17 protein-coding genes are annotated in these 16,698 nt (G+C 53.7%); 5 read left to right on the top strand and 12 right to left on the bottom strand.

Annotated elements, in window-relative coordinates:
- Window position 1: 1 nt before the first annotated feature.
- From urtC to urtE, 3 genes are read left to right on the top strand one after another with little or no spacing between them, the layout of a single operon-like run.
- Window positions 2-1,129, top strand: coding sequence for an urea ABC transporter permease subunit UrtC (urtC, locus tag SIB41_RS11230; protein WP_413359022.1), 1,128 nt, complete (start codon window positions 2-4; stop codon window positions 1,127-1,129).
- The gene (gene urtD, locus SIB41_RS11225) at window positions 1,126-1,878 is read left to right on the top strand and encodes an urea ABC transporter ATP-binding protein UrtD (RefSeq protein WP_063407600.1); all 753 of its coding nucleotides are present in this window, start codon (window positions 1,126-1,128) and stop codon (window positions 1,876-1,878) included. The genes urtC and urtD overlap by 4 nt, the downstream gene beginning before the upstream one ends.
- 43 nt (window positions 1,879-1,921) lie before the next feature.
- Window positions 1,922-2,629: an urea ABC transporter ATP-binding subunit UrtE gene (urtE, locus tag SIB41_RS11220; RefSeq protein ID WP_011131589.1), complete on the top strand. Its 708-nt coding sequence runs from the start codon at window positions 1,922-1,924 to the stop codon at window positions 2,627-2,629.
- Window positions 2,630-2,659: 30 nt separating this feature from the next.
- Here urtE and SIB41_RS11215 read toward each other — a convergent pair whose 3' ends face one another.
- Genes SIB41_RS11215 through queC form a run of 3 tightly spaced genes read right to left on the bottom strand, consistent with a single transcriptional unit; the run spans window position 2,660 to window position 5,534 of the window.
- The gene (locus SIB41_RS11215) at window positions 2,660-3,520 is read right to left on the bottom strand and encodes an aminotransferase class IV (protein ID WP_413359019.1); all 861 of its coding nucleotides are present in this window, start codon (window positions 3,518-3,520) and stop codon (window positions 2,660-2,662) included.
- Window positions 3,517-4,857, bottom strand: a complete 1,341-nt coding sequence (locus SIB41_RS11210; RefSeq protein WP_413359017.1) for an anthranilate synthase component I family protein — start codon at window positions 4,855-4,857, stop codon at window positions 3,517-3,519. Before SIB41_RS11210 ends, SIB41_RS11215 begins: the two co-directional genes overlap by 4 nt.
- Window positions 4,854-5,534, bottom strand: a complete 681-nt coding sequence (queC, locus tag SIB41_RS11205; RefSeq protein WP_413361531.1) for a 7-cyano-7-deazaguanine synthase QueC — start codon at window positions 5,532-5,534, stop codon at window positions 4,854-4,856. The genes SIB41_RS11210 and queC overlap by 4 nt, the downstream gene beginning before the upstream one ends.
- A gap of 27 nt (window positions 5,535-5,561) precedes the next feature.
- On the opposite strand from queC, the gene SIB41_RS11200 reads away from it, so the two are divergent.
- Entirely contained in the window at window positions 5,562-6,095 is a 534-nt protein-coding gene (locus tag SIB41_RS11200) for an ecotin family protein (RefSeq protein WP_413359015.1), read from the top strand.
- A gap of 3 nt (window positions 6,096-6,098) precedes the next feature.
- Here SIB41_RS11200 and SIB41_RS11195 read toward each other — a convergent pair whose 3' ends face one another.
- The 6 genes from SIB41_RS11195 to gcvT form a co-directional block, all read right to left on the bottom strand.
- The gene (locus tag SIB41_RS11195) at window positions 6,099-6,779 is read right to left on the bottom strand and encodes a 7-carboxy-7-deazaguanine synthase QueE (RefSeq protein ID WP_413359013.1); all 681 of its coding nucleotides are present in this window, start codon (window positions 6,777-6,779) and stop codon (window positions 6,099-6,101) included.
- On the bottom strand, window positions 6,776-8,452 hold the full coding sequence (locus SIB41_RS11190) for a CTP synthase (protein ID WP_413359011.1): 1,677 nt from the start codon (window positions 8,450-8,452) through the stop codon (window positions 6,776-6,778). Before SIB41_RS11190 ends, SIB41_RS11195 begins: the two co-directional genes overlap by 4 nt.
- Window positions 8,453-8,489: 37 nt before the next feature.
- A complete protein-coding gene (locus SIB41_RS11185) occupies window positions 8,490-8,972 on the bottom strand; it encodes a Dps family protein (protein WP_413361529.1) in 483 nt (160 codons plus the stop codon).
- 29 nt (window positions 8,973-9,001) lie between these two features.
- A complete protein-coding gene (locus tag SIB41_RS11180) occupies window positions 9,002-10,132 on the bottom strand; it encodes an RNA polymerase sigma factor, RpoD/SigA family (RefSeq protein ID WP_413359008.1) in 1,131 nt (376 codons plus the stop codon).
- Window positions 10,133-10,200: 68 nt separating this feature from the next.
- Window positions 10,201-12,021 carry an aspartate--tRNA ligase gene (aspS, locus tag SIB41_RS11175; protein WP_413359005.1) on the bottom strand — a complete coding sequence of 607 codons (1,821 nt, stop codon included), beginning with the start codon at window positions 12,019-12,021 and terminating at the stop codon, window positions 10,201-10,203.
- Between the two features lie 82 nt (window positions 12,022-12,103).
- Window positions 12,104-13,228 (bottom strand): glycine cleavage system aminomethyltransferase GcvT, encoded by a 1,125-nt coding sequence (gcvT, locus tag SIB41_RS11170; RefSeq protein ID WP_413359003.1) that lies wholly within the window; start codon window positions 13,226-13,228, stop codon window positions 12,104-12,106.
- A gap of 140 nt (window positions 13,229-13,368) precedes the next feature.
- Here gcvT and SIB41_RS11165 point away from each other — a divergent pair, with 140 nt between their 5' ends.
- The gene (locus SIB41_RS11165) at window positions 13,369-13,614 is read left to right on the top strand and encodes a metal-binding protein (protein ID WP_413359000.1); all 246 of its coding nucleotides are present in this window, start codon (window positions 13,369-13,371) and stop codon (window positions 13,612-13,614) included.
- A 104-nt stretch (window positions 13,615-13,718) separates the two neighbouring features.
- On the opposite strand, the gene speB is transcribed toward SIB41_RS11165, so the two are convergent.
- From speB to arfB, 3 genes are all read right to left on the bottom strand, one after another.
- A complete protein-coding gene (speB, locus tag SIB41_RS11160) occupies window positions 13,719-14,633 on the bottom strand; it encodes an agmatinase (RefSeq protein ID WP_413358997.1) in 915 nt (304 codons plus the stop codon).
- A complete protein-coding gene (gene speE, locus SIB41_RS11155) occupies window positions 14,633-15,493 on the bottom strand; it encodes a polyamine aminopropyltransferase (RefSeq protein WP_413358995.1) in 861 nt (286 codons plus the stop codon). The genes speB and speE overlap by 1 nt, the downstream gene beginning before the upstream one ends.
- A 291-nt stretch (window positions 15,494-15,784) precedes the next feature.
- Window positions 15,785-16,216, bottom strand: coding sequence for an alternative ribosome rescue aminoacyl-tRNA hydrolase ArfB (arfB, locus tag SIB41_RS11150; protein ID WP_413358993.1), 432 nt, complete (start codon window positions 16,214-16,216; stop codon window positions 15,785-15,787).
- Window positions 16,217-16,698: the final 482 nt, after the last annotated feature.

The raw sequence follows: 16,698 nt of genomic DNA, 5'->3' as shown, positions 1-16,698 counted from the left end.
GATGTTGCAAGCGTTTCAACAACGCCGTTGGCCCCTGGTGATTGCCTGGGTCTTGATCATTGCTGCGATTGTGGCGGCGCCTGCAGTGGTGTCGGTATTTGGGCTCAACCTGCTCGGTCGTTTTCTCTCTCTCTCGATCGTGGCCCTCGGCATCGATTTGATTTGGGGTTTTACAGGCTTATTGAGCCTTGGTCAGGGCATCTTCTTTGCGCTCGGTGGTTACGCAGCCGCAATGTACCTTCAGCTCAATAGCTCGAGCGAACAACCCAACGGTATTCCAGAGTTCTTCGGCCTTTATGGGGTGGATCAACTGCCTGGATTTTGGCAGCCGTTTCATTCGCCTTGGTTCACGCTGATTGCCATCTGGTTGATCCCTGCACTGCTTGCCGCGCTGTTAGGCAACTTGGTGTTCCGCAATCGGATCAAGGGAGTTTATTTTTCGATTCTTACCCAGGCCGCCTTGCTGGTTTTCTTTAATTTCTTCAACGGACAGCAGAAACTGATCAATGGCACCAACGGTCTTAAGACCGATGTCACAGAGCTTTTTGGACAGCAGGTGGGCTCTGCATTCATGCAGCGAGGCTTCTTCTGGTTAACGGCCGTGATGGTGATCCTGGCCTGGTTGGCTGTGCGCTGGGTGGTGCGTGGCCGTTTTGGTGAAGTGTTGATCGCCATTCGCGATGATGAGCCGCGTTTGCGTTTTGCTGGCTACAACCCCACCTTGTTTAAAACCATCGTGTTTGCGATGGCTGGTGGCTTGGCCGGCATCGGCGGTGCTCTTTACACCGTGCAGTCCGGCATCGTCTCGCCGCAATACATGACTGTTCCCTTCTCAATCGACATGGTGATTTGGGTGGCAGTTGGCGGACGCGGAACTTTGATTGGTGCCATTCTTGGCGCTCTAGTCATTAATTTGGCGAGGAGCCAAATCAGCACGGTTTGGCCAGAAGGCTGGCTATTTATCCTGGGAGGCTTGTTTATTCTCGTCGTTACGGCACTACCAGAAGGTGTTGTGGGCTGGTGGCAGGCGGGTGGGCCACGAAACCTGCTTACTCGCTTGGGTGTCGCGCGCAGGATCGGCACCTATCCACGCTTGGAAATGGATGGCAAGGAGGAGGCGAAGTCATGACAACCGCTTTGCTTGAGCTGCGTCAAATCAGTGTCAGCTTTGATGGCTTTATGGCACTGCGTGATCTCAATCTCAGCCTGCAGCCAGGAGAATTGCGTGCCGTGATTGGTCCCAACGGTGCAGGCAAGACCACCTTCCTTGACGTGATTACTGGCAAGCTTCGACCAACGGCAGGTGATGTTTTGTTTAAGGGCCAATCTCTTTTAAACAAGCCGGAACACAGGATTGCGCGGCTTGGGATTGGTAGGAAGTTTCAGAGCCCGAGAGTCTTCGAAAACCTAACTGTTGAGGAAAACCTCGCCTTGGCGGTCAGTCATCCAAAGCGCCCTTGGCCACTTTTAAGCGCAGGTCTTAATGCTGTTGAGCGCGATCGCATAGCCCATTTGATGGGTATCGTTTCCCTGCAGACACGTGCGCATCAAGTTGCTGGATCGTTGTCTCATGGGCAGAAGCAGTGGTTGGAGATCGCCATGCTTGTGGGTCAGTCACCTGACCTGTTATTGGTTGATGAGCCAGTTGCTGGTTTGACGGATGAGGAAACAGATCTCACTGCGGATCTGCTCAAGTCTCTCGTTGGTGATCACACTGTTTTGGTGATTGACCATGACATGGAGTTCATCCGGCGCCTGGAGAGTCAGGTTTCTGTTCTTCATCAGGGCCACGTTCTCTGCGAGGGCTCGATGGATCAGATTCAGTGTGATCCACGCGTGATCGAGGTGTATCTAGGTCGTAATGAGGAGGTTGCCTGATGCAGCGCTTTCTACCTATGCAGTTCATGATTCTCTGCAGCCGATGACCATTCTTGAGATCCGTGGTCTAAACACCTACTACGGTGAGAGCCACATCCTTAGGGATGTCGACCTCACTGTGAAAGCTGGTGAGATGGTCTGCTTGATTGGTCGCAACGGTGTGGGCAAGACCACCTTGTTGAAATCATTGATCGGTCTGTTGCGTCCTCGCAGTGGAGAGATTCTGTTTAATGGTGAAGGCTTGGATCGCCATCCTCCGCATCAGCGGGCACGTGCTGGCATTGGTTATGTGCCTCAGGGGCGAGAAATTATTCCCCATCTGACGGTGGAGGAGAACCTGATGCTAGGGATGGAGGCATTGCCCGGCGGCTTGGCGCGCAACCACAGCATTGATCCGCTTGTTTATGAGTTGTTCCCGATCTTGCAGGAGTTTTTGCCGCGTAAGGGCGGAGACCTCAGCGGTGGGCAACAACAGCAGCTTGCGATTGCTCGGGCTCTGCTTGGTAAGCCGAAATTGCTCCTGCTAGATGAACCGACGGAGGGTATTCAGCCCAATATCGTTCAAGACATTGAAAGGGCTGTTCGACGCATCATTGCCGAGACAGGGATTGGTGTTCTTTTGGTAGAGCAGCATCTGCACTTTGTTCGTCAAGCTGATCGCTACTACGCCATGCAACGAGGTGGCATTGTGGCCAGTGGTCCGACCAGCGACCTTAGTCAGGCAGTGGTGGATCAATTCCTAAGTGTATGAGTGCGTATGGAGATGTTTAGGGCTGGGGCATTAATCTGTATGTCTGGGAGAAGTGTCAGTGTTGTTGGCTTTTAAGAGGGAGTACCAAAGGCCTTCAGGATTCGACCATGCTCTGAGCAGATGATTATCGAGCTTCACGATGGGTTGGCAGCTGAGGCTATTAATCAGTAGCCATTGATCATCTTTTTCTGGTGTGGCTTCTAGTTGAGTTTCTTGCAGCCATCCTTGTTCGAGGCCCTGTTGTCGCATGACACCTGGTAGACAGCCACTAGCAAGCCGCGGTGTGAGCCAATGATTGTTTCGTCGCACGATGAGGTTGGCGGTGCTGCCACAACAAAGTTCACCGCTTGTGCTTAGCAGTATGGCCTCATCGCAATTCGCTTTCTGTGCTTCGTGGCGGGCCTGTATCGCTTGACCGTAGGCGAAGGTTTTGCAACGACTCAAGCAACTATTGGCGTTGCGACGCTCATGGCAACTGATGATCGTCGTAAGTGGAGTAAAGCAGGGTTCCACTGCATTCAGCTCTAGCCAGAAGCGATGGGTTGTTGAACTCGGGTTGCTCTGGGGCAGACTGATGCCTCGGCTTGACCTATCGCCACGGCTCCAGTTGAGGCGCAGGGCCCCATTGCCATTGTCCAAGTTGCATTGTTTCAGGCCCTCTTTGATCAGAGGTGTCAACCATTTCGCTGTAGGCGGGGGGGCCATCTCTAGTAGGCATGCGCTGGTCTGCCAGCGGTTGAGATGAGCATTGAGGAGTTGTGGATGTCCATCAAGGATCAGAATTGTCTCAAAGATGCCATCGGCAAGCTGCAGGCCTCGATCTCCTAGAGGAAGAGCGAGCTCCGCAGTGCTCCCCCAGCTGCCATCGATCCAGGCAATCTGGTTTTTCATTGCAGTGCCTCCAGTAGTGGCAGCAGTTTCCAGTTCAGCTCATCAGCTTCGCAATAGGGGTCGGAACCGGTCACGATGCCGCAGCCGGCATGGGCTCGTAACGTGTTCCCCTCGAGCAACATCGAGCGAATCAGAATGCTGCTGTCGAGCTGCCCATCCCAGTTGAGATGCAACAACGATCCGCAATAGGGCCCGCGTGCTGTTGGTTCCAGTTCGTTCAGCCGCTGACAGGCGCGCAGCTTGGGGGCACCGCTGATGGAGCCTCCCGGCCAACAGGCTTGTAGTAGGTCTACCCAAGATTGGTCTGATCGAAGCCGTCCTTGCACTATTGAGGTGAGGTGATGCACATGGGGATAGCTCTCAAGGCCTACCAATTGAGGCACTGTGATGGAGCCGGGTTTACAGACTCGCCCTAGATCGTTGCGTAAGAGATCGACGATCATCACGTTTTCAGCTCGGTCTTTGCTGCTGCAAACAAGATCAGCTGCCAGATCAGAGTCTTGGCTTTGATTGGGGTGGCGTGGTCGGGTCCCTTTGATTGGTCGAGTTTCAACTTCTCCTGTGGGGAGTGCTTTTAGGAAACGCTCTGGAGAGGCGGAGATCACGGCTTCACCTTTTGCAAGGCCTGCAGCTATCACTAGGCCGGCAAATGGAGCTGGGTTGTGGTGACGAAGTTTTAGGAAAAGGTCTACGGCGAAGCTTCCGGAAGGGATCGTGGTAGTACAGCAAGCGCTGAGATTGGCTTGGAAAATATCGCCGTTGGCAATCCAATGTCTGATCTGTTGCACATCACGTGCATAGTCAGCTCTAGTGGTGAGCCATTCCCATGCATTGACGGGAATGTTGAGGTCTGTTGTTGCAAGTAACGACTCATCTTTTCTGCTTTTAGGTGCATCTTCAGGTGGGTTGGCTTCTAGCCAGCTTGCCAATTCTTGCAGTCGTTTGGGATCACACCCTTCGATCCAGAGTTGATGCTTTTGAAGGTCAAATCGCAGTACTGGGTCATGTTGCGCCATCCACAGAGTCGCCATGGAATCTGCTTTCCAGGGATTTTTGGGTTCTATCCAGGCTGCTGCTTCGTAGCTGAGCCAGCCTGTCCAGTGGCCTGGTTCTAGATCACGTAGGGCTTCGAATGGGTTGCTGGCACCTTTTTCGCCAGGGATGCCTCGGCAACAAATCTGATTCATGGGATCGACTGCCAGAGTCGCCCAACGACCCAGACCACTGCCGTCTCCATCCAGCCAGACAAGCCCAGCTTCTCCCCAAGTTTTGGTGAGTTGTTTTGCCAACTTCGCTGGTTCTTGCCAGCGGCAAAGTCGCCGCTCCAGAGAAGTCATGGTGTTGGCTTGCTGCAGAGATCTGATCTGCCAGCCTCGCTCAAAGCTGCATCGCGGATGCGGCAGCTGTCGCATATACCGCAGGCATGATCGCCTCCGCTATAGCAACTCCAAGTTTGTTCGATTGGTACCCCTAGCCTCAGCGCCTCTTGCACAATTCGTTTCTTGTTCCAATCAATTAAAGGAGCCCAGAGTTTGATCCCATGTCCTTCACGGCCAGCTTTATTGGCCAGATCAGCCAACCTCTGATAGGCCTTGAGATAGTCAGGTCTGCAGTCTGGGTAGCCGGAGTAGTCCATTGCATTGACCCCTAATACCAGCTGATTGGCATTGCGGGCTTCGGCAAGACTGAGGCCAATGGCAATGAAGACCGTGTTGCGCCCAGGTACGTAAGTGTTGGGGATCACTCCGTCCACGACTCCTTCACTGGGTACTGTTTGCGTTAGATCGGTGAGGGAGGAGCCTCCCCAACTGCCAAGGTTGACACTGATTACATGGTGTTCGGTTAGACCCATGTGGGCCGCTAGCGCGTCAGCGGCTTGCAGTTCTTTGCGATGTCGTTGCCCGTAATCGAACGAAAGTCCGATGACCTTTTGACCTGCTTCCACTGCCAAGGCAGCGGCAGTGGCGGAATCAAGACCTCCTGATAGCAGGGCAATGGTTGTTGAGTGGATCATGCTGGCCATTCTCTAGCGCTTGTTGGTATGCAGGCATCAATTCAGAACAGAATCTTTTTCGGGCTGGTTGTTTTGTGGTCGACGACAGTGTTGGAACCCCTGCGGGCAATACCTCGAATGGATTTGAATGATTACCCGCAGCCGATTGCTGGACAGCAACGCTGGGTGATTCAGCTCCCAGGGTTGCTAGCAAAAAGTTCTGATCCTGGCCTGTCCACTAATGCTGTGGATTGGCGGGTCCAGTTGATTGTGGGTCGAACGATCCAATTGGACTGCAATCAGTATCACTTGGCTGGTCAAGGGCTGAGGATGGAGCGGCTTCAAGGAGCTGAGCAGCGGATGCTCTATAGCGTTGCAGGTGCAGTCAAGGTGATGTCCACCCGCATGGTTTGTCCTCCTGATGAGCCGATGCGTGAGAGCTTTCTGGTTTTTGGCAGTAAGCCCTATTTGGTTCCCTATAACGCCTCCTTCCCGATCGTCGTTGATGTACCTGGTTGCTTAGAGGTGCGTTGGCGGTTGTGGAAGGCTGAGATCACTCAGCGGGAGGCAACCAAGCTTTGAGGTTCAACGTATACCAAGCCACTTGTGGGTTTGCATGCTGAGTCTCCAGGTGGGATGACTTCGTACGTGCTCGAAAGCTAGTTGTTGACCTGTTGTTGTCTCCCAGCCAGGTTGAAGGAAAAGTAGTGGTTCCTTTGATGTGTTGCTGAGGTGTGATTGTGAGGCGTTGTCGTTCTTTCTCGCTTCTAAGGCAGCTTTGGCCATCTCTTCGGCGAAGTTCAGATCGTCTGTTTCATGAACTACAACTTTAAGCTCATGACACGCTGCTAATAAGTCTGTGCGAGGTGGCGCATGGCGTTTTGGTGAGAGGGTGATCCATGTGGGAACACCGCTGAGCTGATTCACTCCGCTGGTTTCTAGATGGATTGGCAATGGCCCGCCGGGGCTTGTTTCTGTGGCCCTGTGTAGGGCTTCACATAGGGGAGCGATGTTGTGTTGCAATGGCTCACCCCCGGTCAACACCACAAAGGCCGCGCCATCTTTTGCTGCTGTTGCTGTTTCCTCTGCTAGTTGTTCAAGCGTGATTTGCGGATGGTTTCTCGAGTTCCAAGAGTGCTTGGTGTCGCACCATGAACAGCCGACATCACAGCCGGCGAGCCTGATGAAGAAGGCGCTGCGACCAGCATGGGCTCCTTCTCCTTGTAGGGAATGGAAGGTTTCTACTACCGGCAGATTGCCGGTCATCCAATCCGGCTGGGTTGCTCCTGAGCGGAGATGTTGGTCTGGCTTTGTCGGCGTAGGGCTTCGTCAGGTGAGGCTGGTAGCCGTAGTTGAGCTGCCTCGATTAATCCTCGGAAGAGGGGATGGGGTTTTCCGGGTCGGGATAGAAACTCAGGGTGGTATTGGCAGGCTGTGAAGAAGGGATGACCTTTCAGCTCGATCAGTTCTACGAGGCGTCCATCGGGTGAGCTACCGCTGATGGTGTAGCCGGATTCAATAAATAGGTTGCGATAGGAGTTGTTGAATTCATAGCGATGGCGGTGGCGCTCGTAGACAACCTGTTCGCCATAAAGCTTCTGAGCCAACGTGTCTGGTGCGATGCGGCATGGATAGACTCCAAGCCTCATTGTGCCGCCTAGATCGACTACGTCTTGTTGCTCTGGCAGGAGGTGGATAACAGGATGGCTGGTGTTGGGCTCCAGCTCGGAACTGCTGGCTCCAGTGAGTCCTGCCTGGTTGCGTGCCCACTCGATCACAGCGCATTGCATGCCTAGACAAAGCCCTAGGAATGGCACTCGTTGTTCTCTCGCCCAGCGAATGGCAGCAACTTTGCCATCGACGCCGCGGTTACCGAAGCCTCCAGGAACTACAACAGCATCCATTCCTTTGAGCAGGCTTTCAGGACCATGCGTTTCGATCTGCTCGGCGCAGACCCAAGACAGCTCGAGGGAGGCATCTTGGGTGAGGCAGGCATGGCGCAGGGCTTCTACTACTGAAAGGTAGGCGTCGTTGAGTTGCACATATTTTCCGACTAGGGCCACCTTCACAGCGGGACCTGGGTTGCGCAGCTTATGAACCAGCTGAACCCAGCTTTTCATGTCGCTGTCATGGTCAGTCAGGTTGAGTACATCCAGCATTTCTAGACAGAGGCCCTCTTCCTCTAGTGAGATGGGTACGGCATAAATGCTGTCGGCATCAAGGGCAGGGATGACGGCCCGGTTTGGTACCCCGCAGAAGCCTCCAATTTTGCTTTTTAGGTCTTCATTGATTGGGCGGTCGCTGCGGCAAACCAGTACATCTGGTTGTATGCCGATTGCGCGCAGCTCCTTGACGGAGTGCTGTGTGGGCTTGGTTTTGAGTTCACCGGATGTGCCGATGAACGGGAGTAGGGTCACATGGATGTAGGCGAGGTCGTTGCGTCCTACGTCACCACGGAATTCACGGATTGCTTCGAGGAAGGGCAGAGATTCGATGTCTCCGACAGTGCCGCCGATTTCTGTGATCACGACATCTGCACCACTATTGGCTGCTACTCGGTGGATGCGTTCGCGAATCTCGCCAGTGATGTGGGGGATCACTTGCACAGTGCCGCCGTTGTAGTCGCCGCGGCGTTCCTTATTGATGACTGCTTGATAGATCGAGCCAGTGGTTACGCTATTGAGGCGTGACATGGCTGTGTCAGTAAAGCGCTCGTAGTGCCCAAGATCCAAGTCGGTTTCGGCGCCGTCTTCGGTTACGAACACTTCACCATGTTGAAATGGACTCATGGTGCCTGGGTCCACATTGAGGTAGGGATCCAGCTTCAGGATCGAGACGCTGTAGCCACGCGACTTGAGTAGGCGACCAAGGCTTGCGGCCACAATTCCCTTGCCGATGCTTGATACGACTCCACCGGTAACAAAGACGAACTTGGCCATGAATTTCAGGCTGATTCTTTAAGTTAGCTCGGCTTTCTCATGGTTCCAGCAGGCTGCGCAGCATCCAGGCGGTTTTTTCGTGAATCTCAAGCCGCTGCGTTAATAGATCGGCGCTGGGCTGGTCATTGGCGGCTTCAGCCAGTTTGAAAATTTCCCGAGCGGTGCGTGCCACTTCTTCATGACCATCGACCAGCTCGCGCACCATCTCGAGGGTGGCGGGATGGTGCTCCGCTTCCTTGATCGAAGCGAGTTGTCCGAGGGTATTGCCGCCGAAGGGTGCCAGAAAACCAAGGGCACGAATGCGTTCGGCGATCACATCGAGGGCATTCCAGAGCTCGGTGTATTGCTCCATAAACATCAGGTGGAGCGTGTTGAACATCGGGCCGGTTACGTTGCAGTGGAATCCGTGGGTTTTGCTGTAGAGCACATAGGTATCGGCGAGAACCCTTCCAAGGCCGTCAGAGATTGCCTGTCGTTTGTCTGCTGGGATGCCGATTTCAATGAAGGAGGTCTGAGGTATTGAAATTCAGTGCGTTTGTGAAGTGTTAATCAGGAATCGAGATTTTGAATGTAGTCCCGTACCTTGCAGCGACGTTGCGGTTGACGCAATTTCAAGAGGGCATGGGTTTCAATCTGACGCACTCGTTCTCGCGATAGATGCATTGCCTCGCCAATTTGCGTCAGGGTTTGCGGAGTGTCGTCTTCAAGTCCAAAACGTCGTCTGATGACTGTCGCTTCGCGCTTGCTTAGTTCATCCAGCAAGATTTCAAGGTCGTTGTGCAATTGATCGCGGGTGAGTTTCTGCTCTGGGGTCGCGTTGCTGTCTTCCAGCAGATCGCCGAGTTGGCTGTCTTGTTCTTGGCCTATTCGAGTGTCCAGGGAGATCGAACGTGGAACCCTCATTAGGGTTAGGCGCACTGTTTCTTCACTAAGGCCAAGTGCCTTGGCGAGATCGGCAATCGAAGCTAATCGTCCTTGGTTGCTAGCAATCTCCTGTTGAACCCGTTTGATGCGGTTGAGTTTTTCGGTGATGTGCATCGGCAGTCGGATCGTCCGACTTTGCGTCGCAATGGCCCTGGTGATGCCCTGACGGATCCACCAGTAGGCGTAGGTGCTGAAGCGGAAACCTCTGGTGGGGTCGAACTTCTCTACTGCGCGTTCCAAGCCCAGGGTGCCTTCTTGCACCAGATCCAGCAGCTCTATGCCCCGTTGTTGATATTTCTTGGCTACAGCCACCACAAGTCGAAGATTGGCCTGGATCATCTGATCCTTGGCACGCCGACCAGCTCGCAAACTTCGCTTGAGTTCCAAGGGGTCAAGACCAGTCAGGGCTCCCCAGGTTTTGTAACCAGTCTCGATTTTCTCTTGCAGCTCAGCAATGGTAAGCCCAGCAGCCATCGCCCATTCCTGTTTGGTGGGCCAGTGGCATGAATGGTTCGCTTCTCGTTGCTGCAGCTCCTCCAGTCTTTGTAATTCTTTGATCGCTTCTTGGTTGGAGGCCAGTTTCCTTTCCTGTTTGAGTAGGGCTTCCCTGCGCTGCACAAGTCTCGCCAGGGTCACTTCCTCTTCATTGGTTAGTAGCTCTACGCGTCCAATGTCCTGCAAGTAGAGACGCACAGGATCTGTGCTGCCGCTTCTGCGGACTCGGGAAGTCTTGGTTTGTTGGGGGCTGCTCTTCAAGGGTTGCCCGCGAAGATATGCCTTCAGGGTTAATGAAGACGCCCCTTGTTGTCTGGAATGCGCTGAATCTATTCGGGATCGACCCAGGTGCTTTCTACATGCAGTTCCTCTAATTGATGGTTGGAGACACCTGCGGGGGCTTGGGTCATCAGGCAGCGAGCTTGTTGGGTTTTTGGGAAGGCAATCGTGTCGCGGATCGAGTCTTCTCCTGTGAGCAGCATGACGATCCGATCCATCCCGAATGCCAAGCCGCCATGAGGTGGGGCTCCCATCTCAAGGGCATCGATGAGGAAGCCGAATTGTTGATTTGCTTCTTCTAGGGGCAGACCGATGGTTTGCAGCACTTGTCGTTGCAGTTCGGCATTGTGGATGCGCAGTGATCCGCCGCCAAGCTCTAGCCCATTCAAGACAAGGTCATAGGCCTGAGCACGGGCTTGAGGTAGGCGCTTCATCCAGGCGTAGGGATCGTCGCCTAGATCGTCTTTATTTGGTGCACAGAAGGGGTGATGGAGAGCCTCAAGGCGGTTTTCTTCTGCGTTCAACTCGAACATCGGGAAGTCCACGACCCAGAGGAACTGCCATAGCTTGTTGTCTTGGTCTGTGGGGATCAGGCCCAGCTCGCGGCCCAGGAATTGCCGCACCCGGTCAAGGGCGCTGTTGACGGTGGCGGTCTTGCCGGCTCCGAACAAAATCAGGTCACCCGCTTTGGCTCCAGTCTGTTTCAGCAGGGCTGCCTTTTGTTTGCTGTTGAGGTTGTCTTTGATCGCACCGATGCTGTCGATCTCATCGGAATCGCGTACACGGATGAAAGCCAGGCCACCGGCCCCAGCTTTTTGGGCTTCGTTGAAAATGTCTCCACCGGGTTTGATGCGCACGTTGCTGATCAGGTCATTCCCGTTTGGCACAGTGATGCACTTCACGGAGCCTCCAGCGGCTATGGCCCCGGAGAAGACTTTGAAGCCCATGTCTTTGAGGATTTCGCTGACATCATTGAGCTCCATTCCATAGCGGGTATCGGGCCGGTCGGTGCCGTATCGGTCCATGGCCTCATGCCAGGTCAATCTTGGGAAGGGAAGTGGTAGGTCAATGCCTTTCACTGCTTTCCAGATGGTGGCTATCAGTCGTTCATTGAGCTTGAGGATCTGTTCTTGATCCATGAAACTCATTTCGATGTCCAGCTGGGTGAATTCCGGCTGCCTGTCGGCGCGGAGGTCTTCATCGCGGAAGCAGCGAGCGACTTGGTAGTAGCGCTCCAAGCCGCCCACCATGAGTAATTGTTTGAACAGCTGGGGGGATTGAGGCAGCGCAAACCATTCACCGCTGCATACCCTTGAAGGCACTAGGTAGTCGCGGGCTCCTTCGGGAGTGGAGCGTGTGAGAACAGGAGTTTCCACTTCGATGAATCCCTCGTCTTCCAAAAAACGACGAGCCGTTTTAATGGTTGTGTGGCGTAGCTGGAGATTGCGGCTCATTCGCTCCCGGCGCAGATCCAGGTGGCGGTGACGCAGACGTAGCTCTTCTTTGACGGGTTCTTCGTCGTGAATCGAGACCGTAAAGGGCAGGTTGCCTGTGACGGGGTTGAGTACCTCGAGACCATTGGCTAGCACCTCAATCTCGCCGGTGCTGAGTTTGCTGTTGATTGCATCGGCCGGCCTGGGTCTGACCAGACCCGTGATCTGCAGGACGGTTTCATTACGCAGGCTCTCTGCGCTTGCGAAGAGCTCAGCACCTTGATCGGGATCCACGGTGATTTGTATGGTTCCACTGCGGTCTCGCAGATCGATGAAGATCACTCCGCCATGGTCTCGACAGCGATCAACCCAGCCACACAGTTTCACGTTGGAGGCGATGTGCTTACTGCGCAGTTCTCCGCAACCGTTGCTGCGCATGGGGAAGGCTTCAGGATGAAAAGCGAGTTTCCCATAGGGGCTTGTTGCCGCTTATTAGAACGACCGGTTTTGGCGATGGCCTTCAGCTAAGGGAAGGACGGCGATAAAAGGGGCGCTTCACCACCGTTGCCCGGTGGTGCTTGCCGCGGATCTCTACCTCCACTTCGTTACCGATGCGGGCTAGAGCTGTTGGTAGATAGCCCAGGGCTATCGCTTCTTTAAGACTGGGCGACCAGGTGCCGCTTGTGATTTCTCCCACTTTGTTGTTGTTGTGAAGCAGTGGGTATCCATGACGGGCTATGGCTCGTCCAGACAGCTTTAGGCCGACCAAGCGGCGAATGGGGCCTTGCTCTGCTTGTTGCTCTAAGGCAGTTCGACCCATGAATGGAGCAGGCATTTCCAGGTGTACCAACCAGCCGAGACCAGCCTCGAAGGGTGTTGTATTGATGTCCATGTCCTGTCCATAGAGGTGCATTGCTGCCTCTAGACGCAGGGTGTCACGGGAACCGAGTCCGCATGGGATGACTCCTTCGGCGAGCAATTTGAGCCAGAGGGCTCGGCCGGCTTCTGCCTCCAGGAGCAGTTCAAAGCCGTCTTCGCCGGTGTAGCCAGTTCGTGCAACGAAGATTGAAGAGGGATCTTTCGCTCCCAGGCCGTAAAACAGGACTTGGCGATGGCCGAAGCGGGGAAGGCTCGCTAGTGATTCGCCACTTAAGCGTTCCAACACCTTGGTCGCATGGGGTCCTTGTAGTGCCAGTAAGACGCCATTGTTCTTGGCATCCGAGAGTGCGATGCCTGCGGGCTGCAAATGTTGCTTTAACCAGATGGTGTCGGTTTTGCTGCAGGCTGCATTAATCACAATCAGCAGGCTTTGGCTGTCTTGCTTATTGGTGCCAAGGTCATAAATGACTAGGTCATCGAGAATTCCGCCTGTTTCGTTGAGCAGCACCGTGTAGCAAGCCTCACCTGGACCGATGCGATTGAGGTCGGTTGGCACTAGTGCCTGCAAGGTGTCTTTGGGGTTGGTTCCTTCGAGACGCAGCACTCCCATATGAGAGATATCGAACATTCCCACCTGCTGACGCACTGCCTGATGTTCTTGGAGTAGGCCCGAGAACTGCACTGGCATGTCCCAGCCGGCAAAGGGCACCATCCGGCCGCCTGCATCTCGGCAGAGGTCATGGAGAGGTGTGTGTTGCAGATTCACGGGCTGGACGTTGCAGTGCCGAAATCCTATGGAGGGTGCTATCGGGTTTGCAGAAGCGGAAGGAAAGTCGCAGATTTGACGATTTCAGTCGTCCAATCCGTCAACAGTCCTTACCCTGAGCGTCATTCGGGGATTGAAAAATGTCCACGAGAGCCAGCTGCAAAACCTGTGAACACTGTGGTACCAGTCAGTTGGCGGATGCAGGTTGGTGTCGTCTTAGGCAAATCAGCGTGCATCCTGAGTTGGCGCACGTTGCTCTGTGTCATCACTGGACAGAACAAGCCCCATCACTGCCATTGTTGAAGGAGAAAGCGACTGAAACTCAGATGGATCGGCAGCTTGAGTTTGGTCGTACTTTGGTTGGTTGTCTTAGTGAGGATCTTTAATCAAGGGATACAGGAGCTGCTTTCAGACCTGGATGTTTTCTGAGCTGTTTTGAGTGTTCGAAGATCTAGCGTGAAACTCTGCTGAAGCAATGGAGTGATGCTGCTCACTTTTGCTCAGATGTTGCAGACAGGCTGAGCAGCATGAGCAGGCTGCGGGTCACCTTTGCGGCGAGCACACTACTCATCCCTGAAGGATCAAGTTGGGGGGCGAGTTCCACCACGTCTGCGCCTACCAGTTGATGGTGTCGTAGTACATCCGCGACGGCGGCAAAATCGCGCCATAGAAAGCCGCCTGGTTCAGGTGTGCCCGTCCCCGGCAGTACGGATGGGTCGAACCAATCCAAATCCACGGTGAGATAGAGAGGTTTGCCTTGATGGGGTGCAAGGGCTTTGGCGAGCTCAGTCGCTGCTTGGCCGGGGTTGTGGTTCACCAGCCGTTGCTGGTCGTGGAGTTCTTGAAATTCTGCGCGTGTGCCACTGCGGATTGCTAACTGCAGCAGCTGAGCGCTGGGCAGTACCTCGAGGCAACGGCGCATGGCACAGGCATGGCTGTGTTGCGCCCCTAGATACTCTTGGCGGAGATCTGCATGGGCATCCAGTTGCAACAGCACGAGATCTGAATGCAATTCAGTGATTGCAGCCACTGCTCCGGAGCTGATCGAGTGCTCGCCGCCTAGCATCATCGGCCTGAGACCCATCTTCAGCAAGTTTTGGGTGGCTTTTTTGACTGCTTCTACAACGGGCTTGGGGTCGCCGCAGGGAATGTCAAGGGCGCCAAGGTCAGTGAAGGCAAGATCTTCTAGATCCAGATCAAGCTGAGGGCAGTAGGTTTCTAGGCCATTGCTGACGTCGCGGATGGCTGTCGGACCGAAGCGGCTGCCTGGGCGGAATGAAGAGGTGCCGTCGTAAGGCACGCCAAAAAGTCCGACGTTGCATCCGGTAGGGTCGCGTCTTGCAGCCATGAAGATGGCACCTTCGCTGTCGAATCTTGCTGCAGTGGTTGTTGTGTTTTGGGGCATCAAGTCAGTTCCCTTTCAATGAAAGCTGGGATGGCTTCAAAGGCACCCTGTTGCCAGCGGGGGCTCCAGATTTCACAGCCTGCGGAGATGGCGGCTGCTCTTGCTGGGAGTGGGTTGCGATAACGAGGACCATCGATGGCGGCGAAGGTCCAGCTCCACCAGCCGCTTGGATACATCGGCACCCAGCCGTAGAGGGGATCTGCGTAGCCGAAAACTTGACGGATCAGACGAACAGTGTCGATGTGAACCTGACGGAATGCTTCTGGTGACTCGCTTTGAGTAGCAAAAACTCCTCCGGGCCGCAGGATGCGTCGGCAATGCTCAAAGAAGGTTTGATTGAAGAGACCTTCTGCAGGCCCGGTCGGATCTGAGCCGTCCACAAGGATCACGTCGTAGGAGGAGTCAGTTGCATTGGCCGTCCAGGCAATGCCGTCTTCCAGGTTGAGCTGTAAGCGGGGATCGCTCCAAGCATGGCCTCCAAGGCTTGGCAGATGCTTTTGGCTTAGTTCCACAACTCGGCCATCAATTTCCACCATGTCGAGGTGTTTGACGTCCTGGTAGCGCAGGCACTCCTTTGCTGTGCCGCCATCGCCACCCCCAATCACCAACACCTTTTCAAGTTGGGCAGCGCTACAGAGAGCTGGGTGAACCAAGGATTCGTGATAGTGGCGTTCCTGTTGTTCTGCGGTCATCCAGCAGCCGTCGAGCAACAGCCCTTTCCCGTAGCGGCTGCTGTCGATCACCGTGATGCGCTGGTATGGGCTTTTTTCATCAACCAATACACGGCCTTGAAGGCCATAGCGAACACCGTGGTGGTGTTCATCGATCCAGCCTTCTTCTGGAGTTGAAGGGCTGTCCATGGCAAGGAGGCCTAAAACTGTCTTCCAGCTAAGCCCCCTGTAGGGCTTGGTTGCCAGCGTGGGCCCATGGTGCAAGACCTTTTGATTACGAATCGCTTGCTGATTCCTGCTGCTGAAATGCAGTGGCGATTTTCAAGGGCTTCTGGGCCTGGAGGGCAGGCGAGCAAAGGAATAGACCGAATTCAATGTTTTTAGCCCTTTTTGGTTGTTCTGTCCGAAGGATATTGTTTTGTACTTAGAAGTACATCTTTCCATGAATAATTAACGCAATTCATGCTGACTGAATGCTAATTAGGCATCGAGTGAAGGTTTGGATTGTCGGGTGCGTTTTAATTCGCCGCGTAGTTTTTTGGCTTGAAGACGACGTTTCTTTGCTGCTTGACTGGGTTTGGTTGGTTTGCGTGTCTTGGGAACTGCTTCTAAGCCCATTCGTAAAAAATAAGCCAGTCTCGAAAGGGCTAACTGACGGTTTTGATATTGCGAACGTTCTTCCGCTGCAACCACACGTATACAACCAGCCACCAAGCGATGTTGAAGTTGAATTAATAAGCGTTTTTTTCGAAAAGGTCCTAGTGCAGAGGTTGCGTTGAGATCAAAGATCAGTTCCACTCGACTATTGGTCTTATTGACGTTTTGCCCACCAGGACCTGAAGCCCTTGAAAATCGCCATTGTAATTCAGCTGATGGGATGACTAATTGCGAATTAACTCTTAGATCGTCCATTGACTTTAGTCGCAGATCTTGGAAGTATTTTTTAGGAGTGTGACTCTATTAAAGTGGGCTTAGTGGCATGGCGCATGTTAATGATTAAAACACATGATTGTTGCAGGTCAAGATTTTGCTAGGCCAGATTTAACTGGCCATGGCATTGGCGCTAACCCTTCTTTCTTGAAGGTTGAGATTGTTCATGCTTCTGCTTATGGAAACTTCGCAAGGCAAACTTAGAATCTTCTCCTAAGCTAATGACTGGGTCTTGAGGTCAAATCGCTTTTTGGATGCTTTCAAAGCCAAACACTCCCAATGATCCATTCAATGAATAATTGGCGTCCAAGGGCTAAATTAATCAGCAGGTGATCATTCTTCTTTTTTTTGATTATTATGATTTCGGAATGCCCTCTCGCCTGTCCAAAATGCGATTGCAATTAATACGGCTGTAATCGTTAGGGGAAAATCGGTAATTGATACAGCGAACATTGGATAAATCA

The sequence above is a fragment of the Prochlorococcus sp. MIT 1201 genome, from assembly GCF_047303415.1.
GTDB classification, from domain to species: Bacteria; Cyanobacteriota; Cyanobacteriia; order PCC-6307; family Cyanobiaceae; genus Prochlorococcus; species Prochlorococcus marinus_D.
The sequence above is the reverse complement of the archived record's forward strand: the minus strand, read 5'-3'. Positions and strand labels throughout refer to the sequence as shown.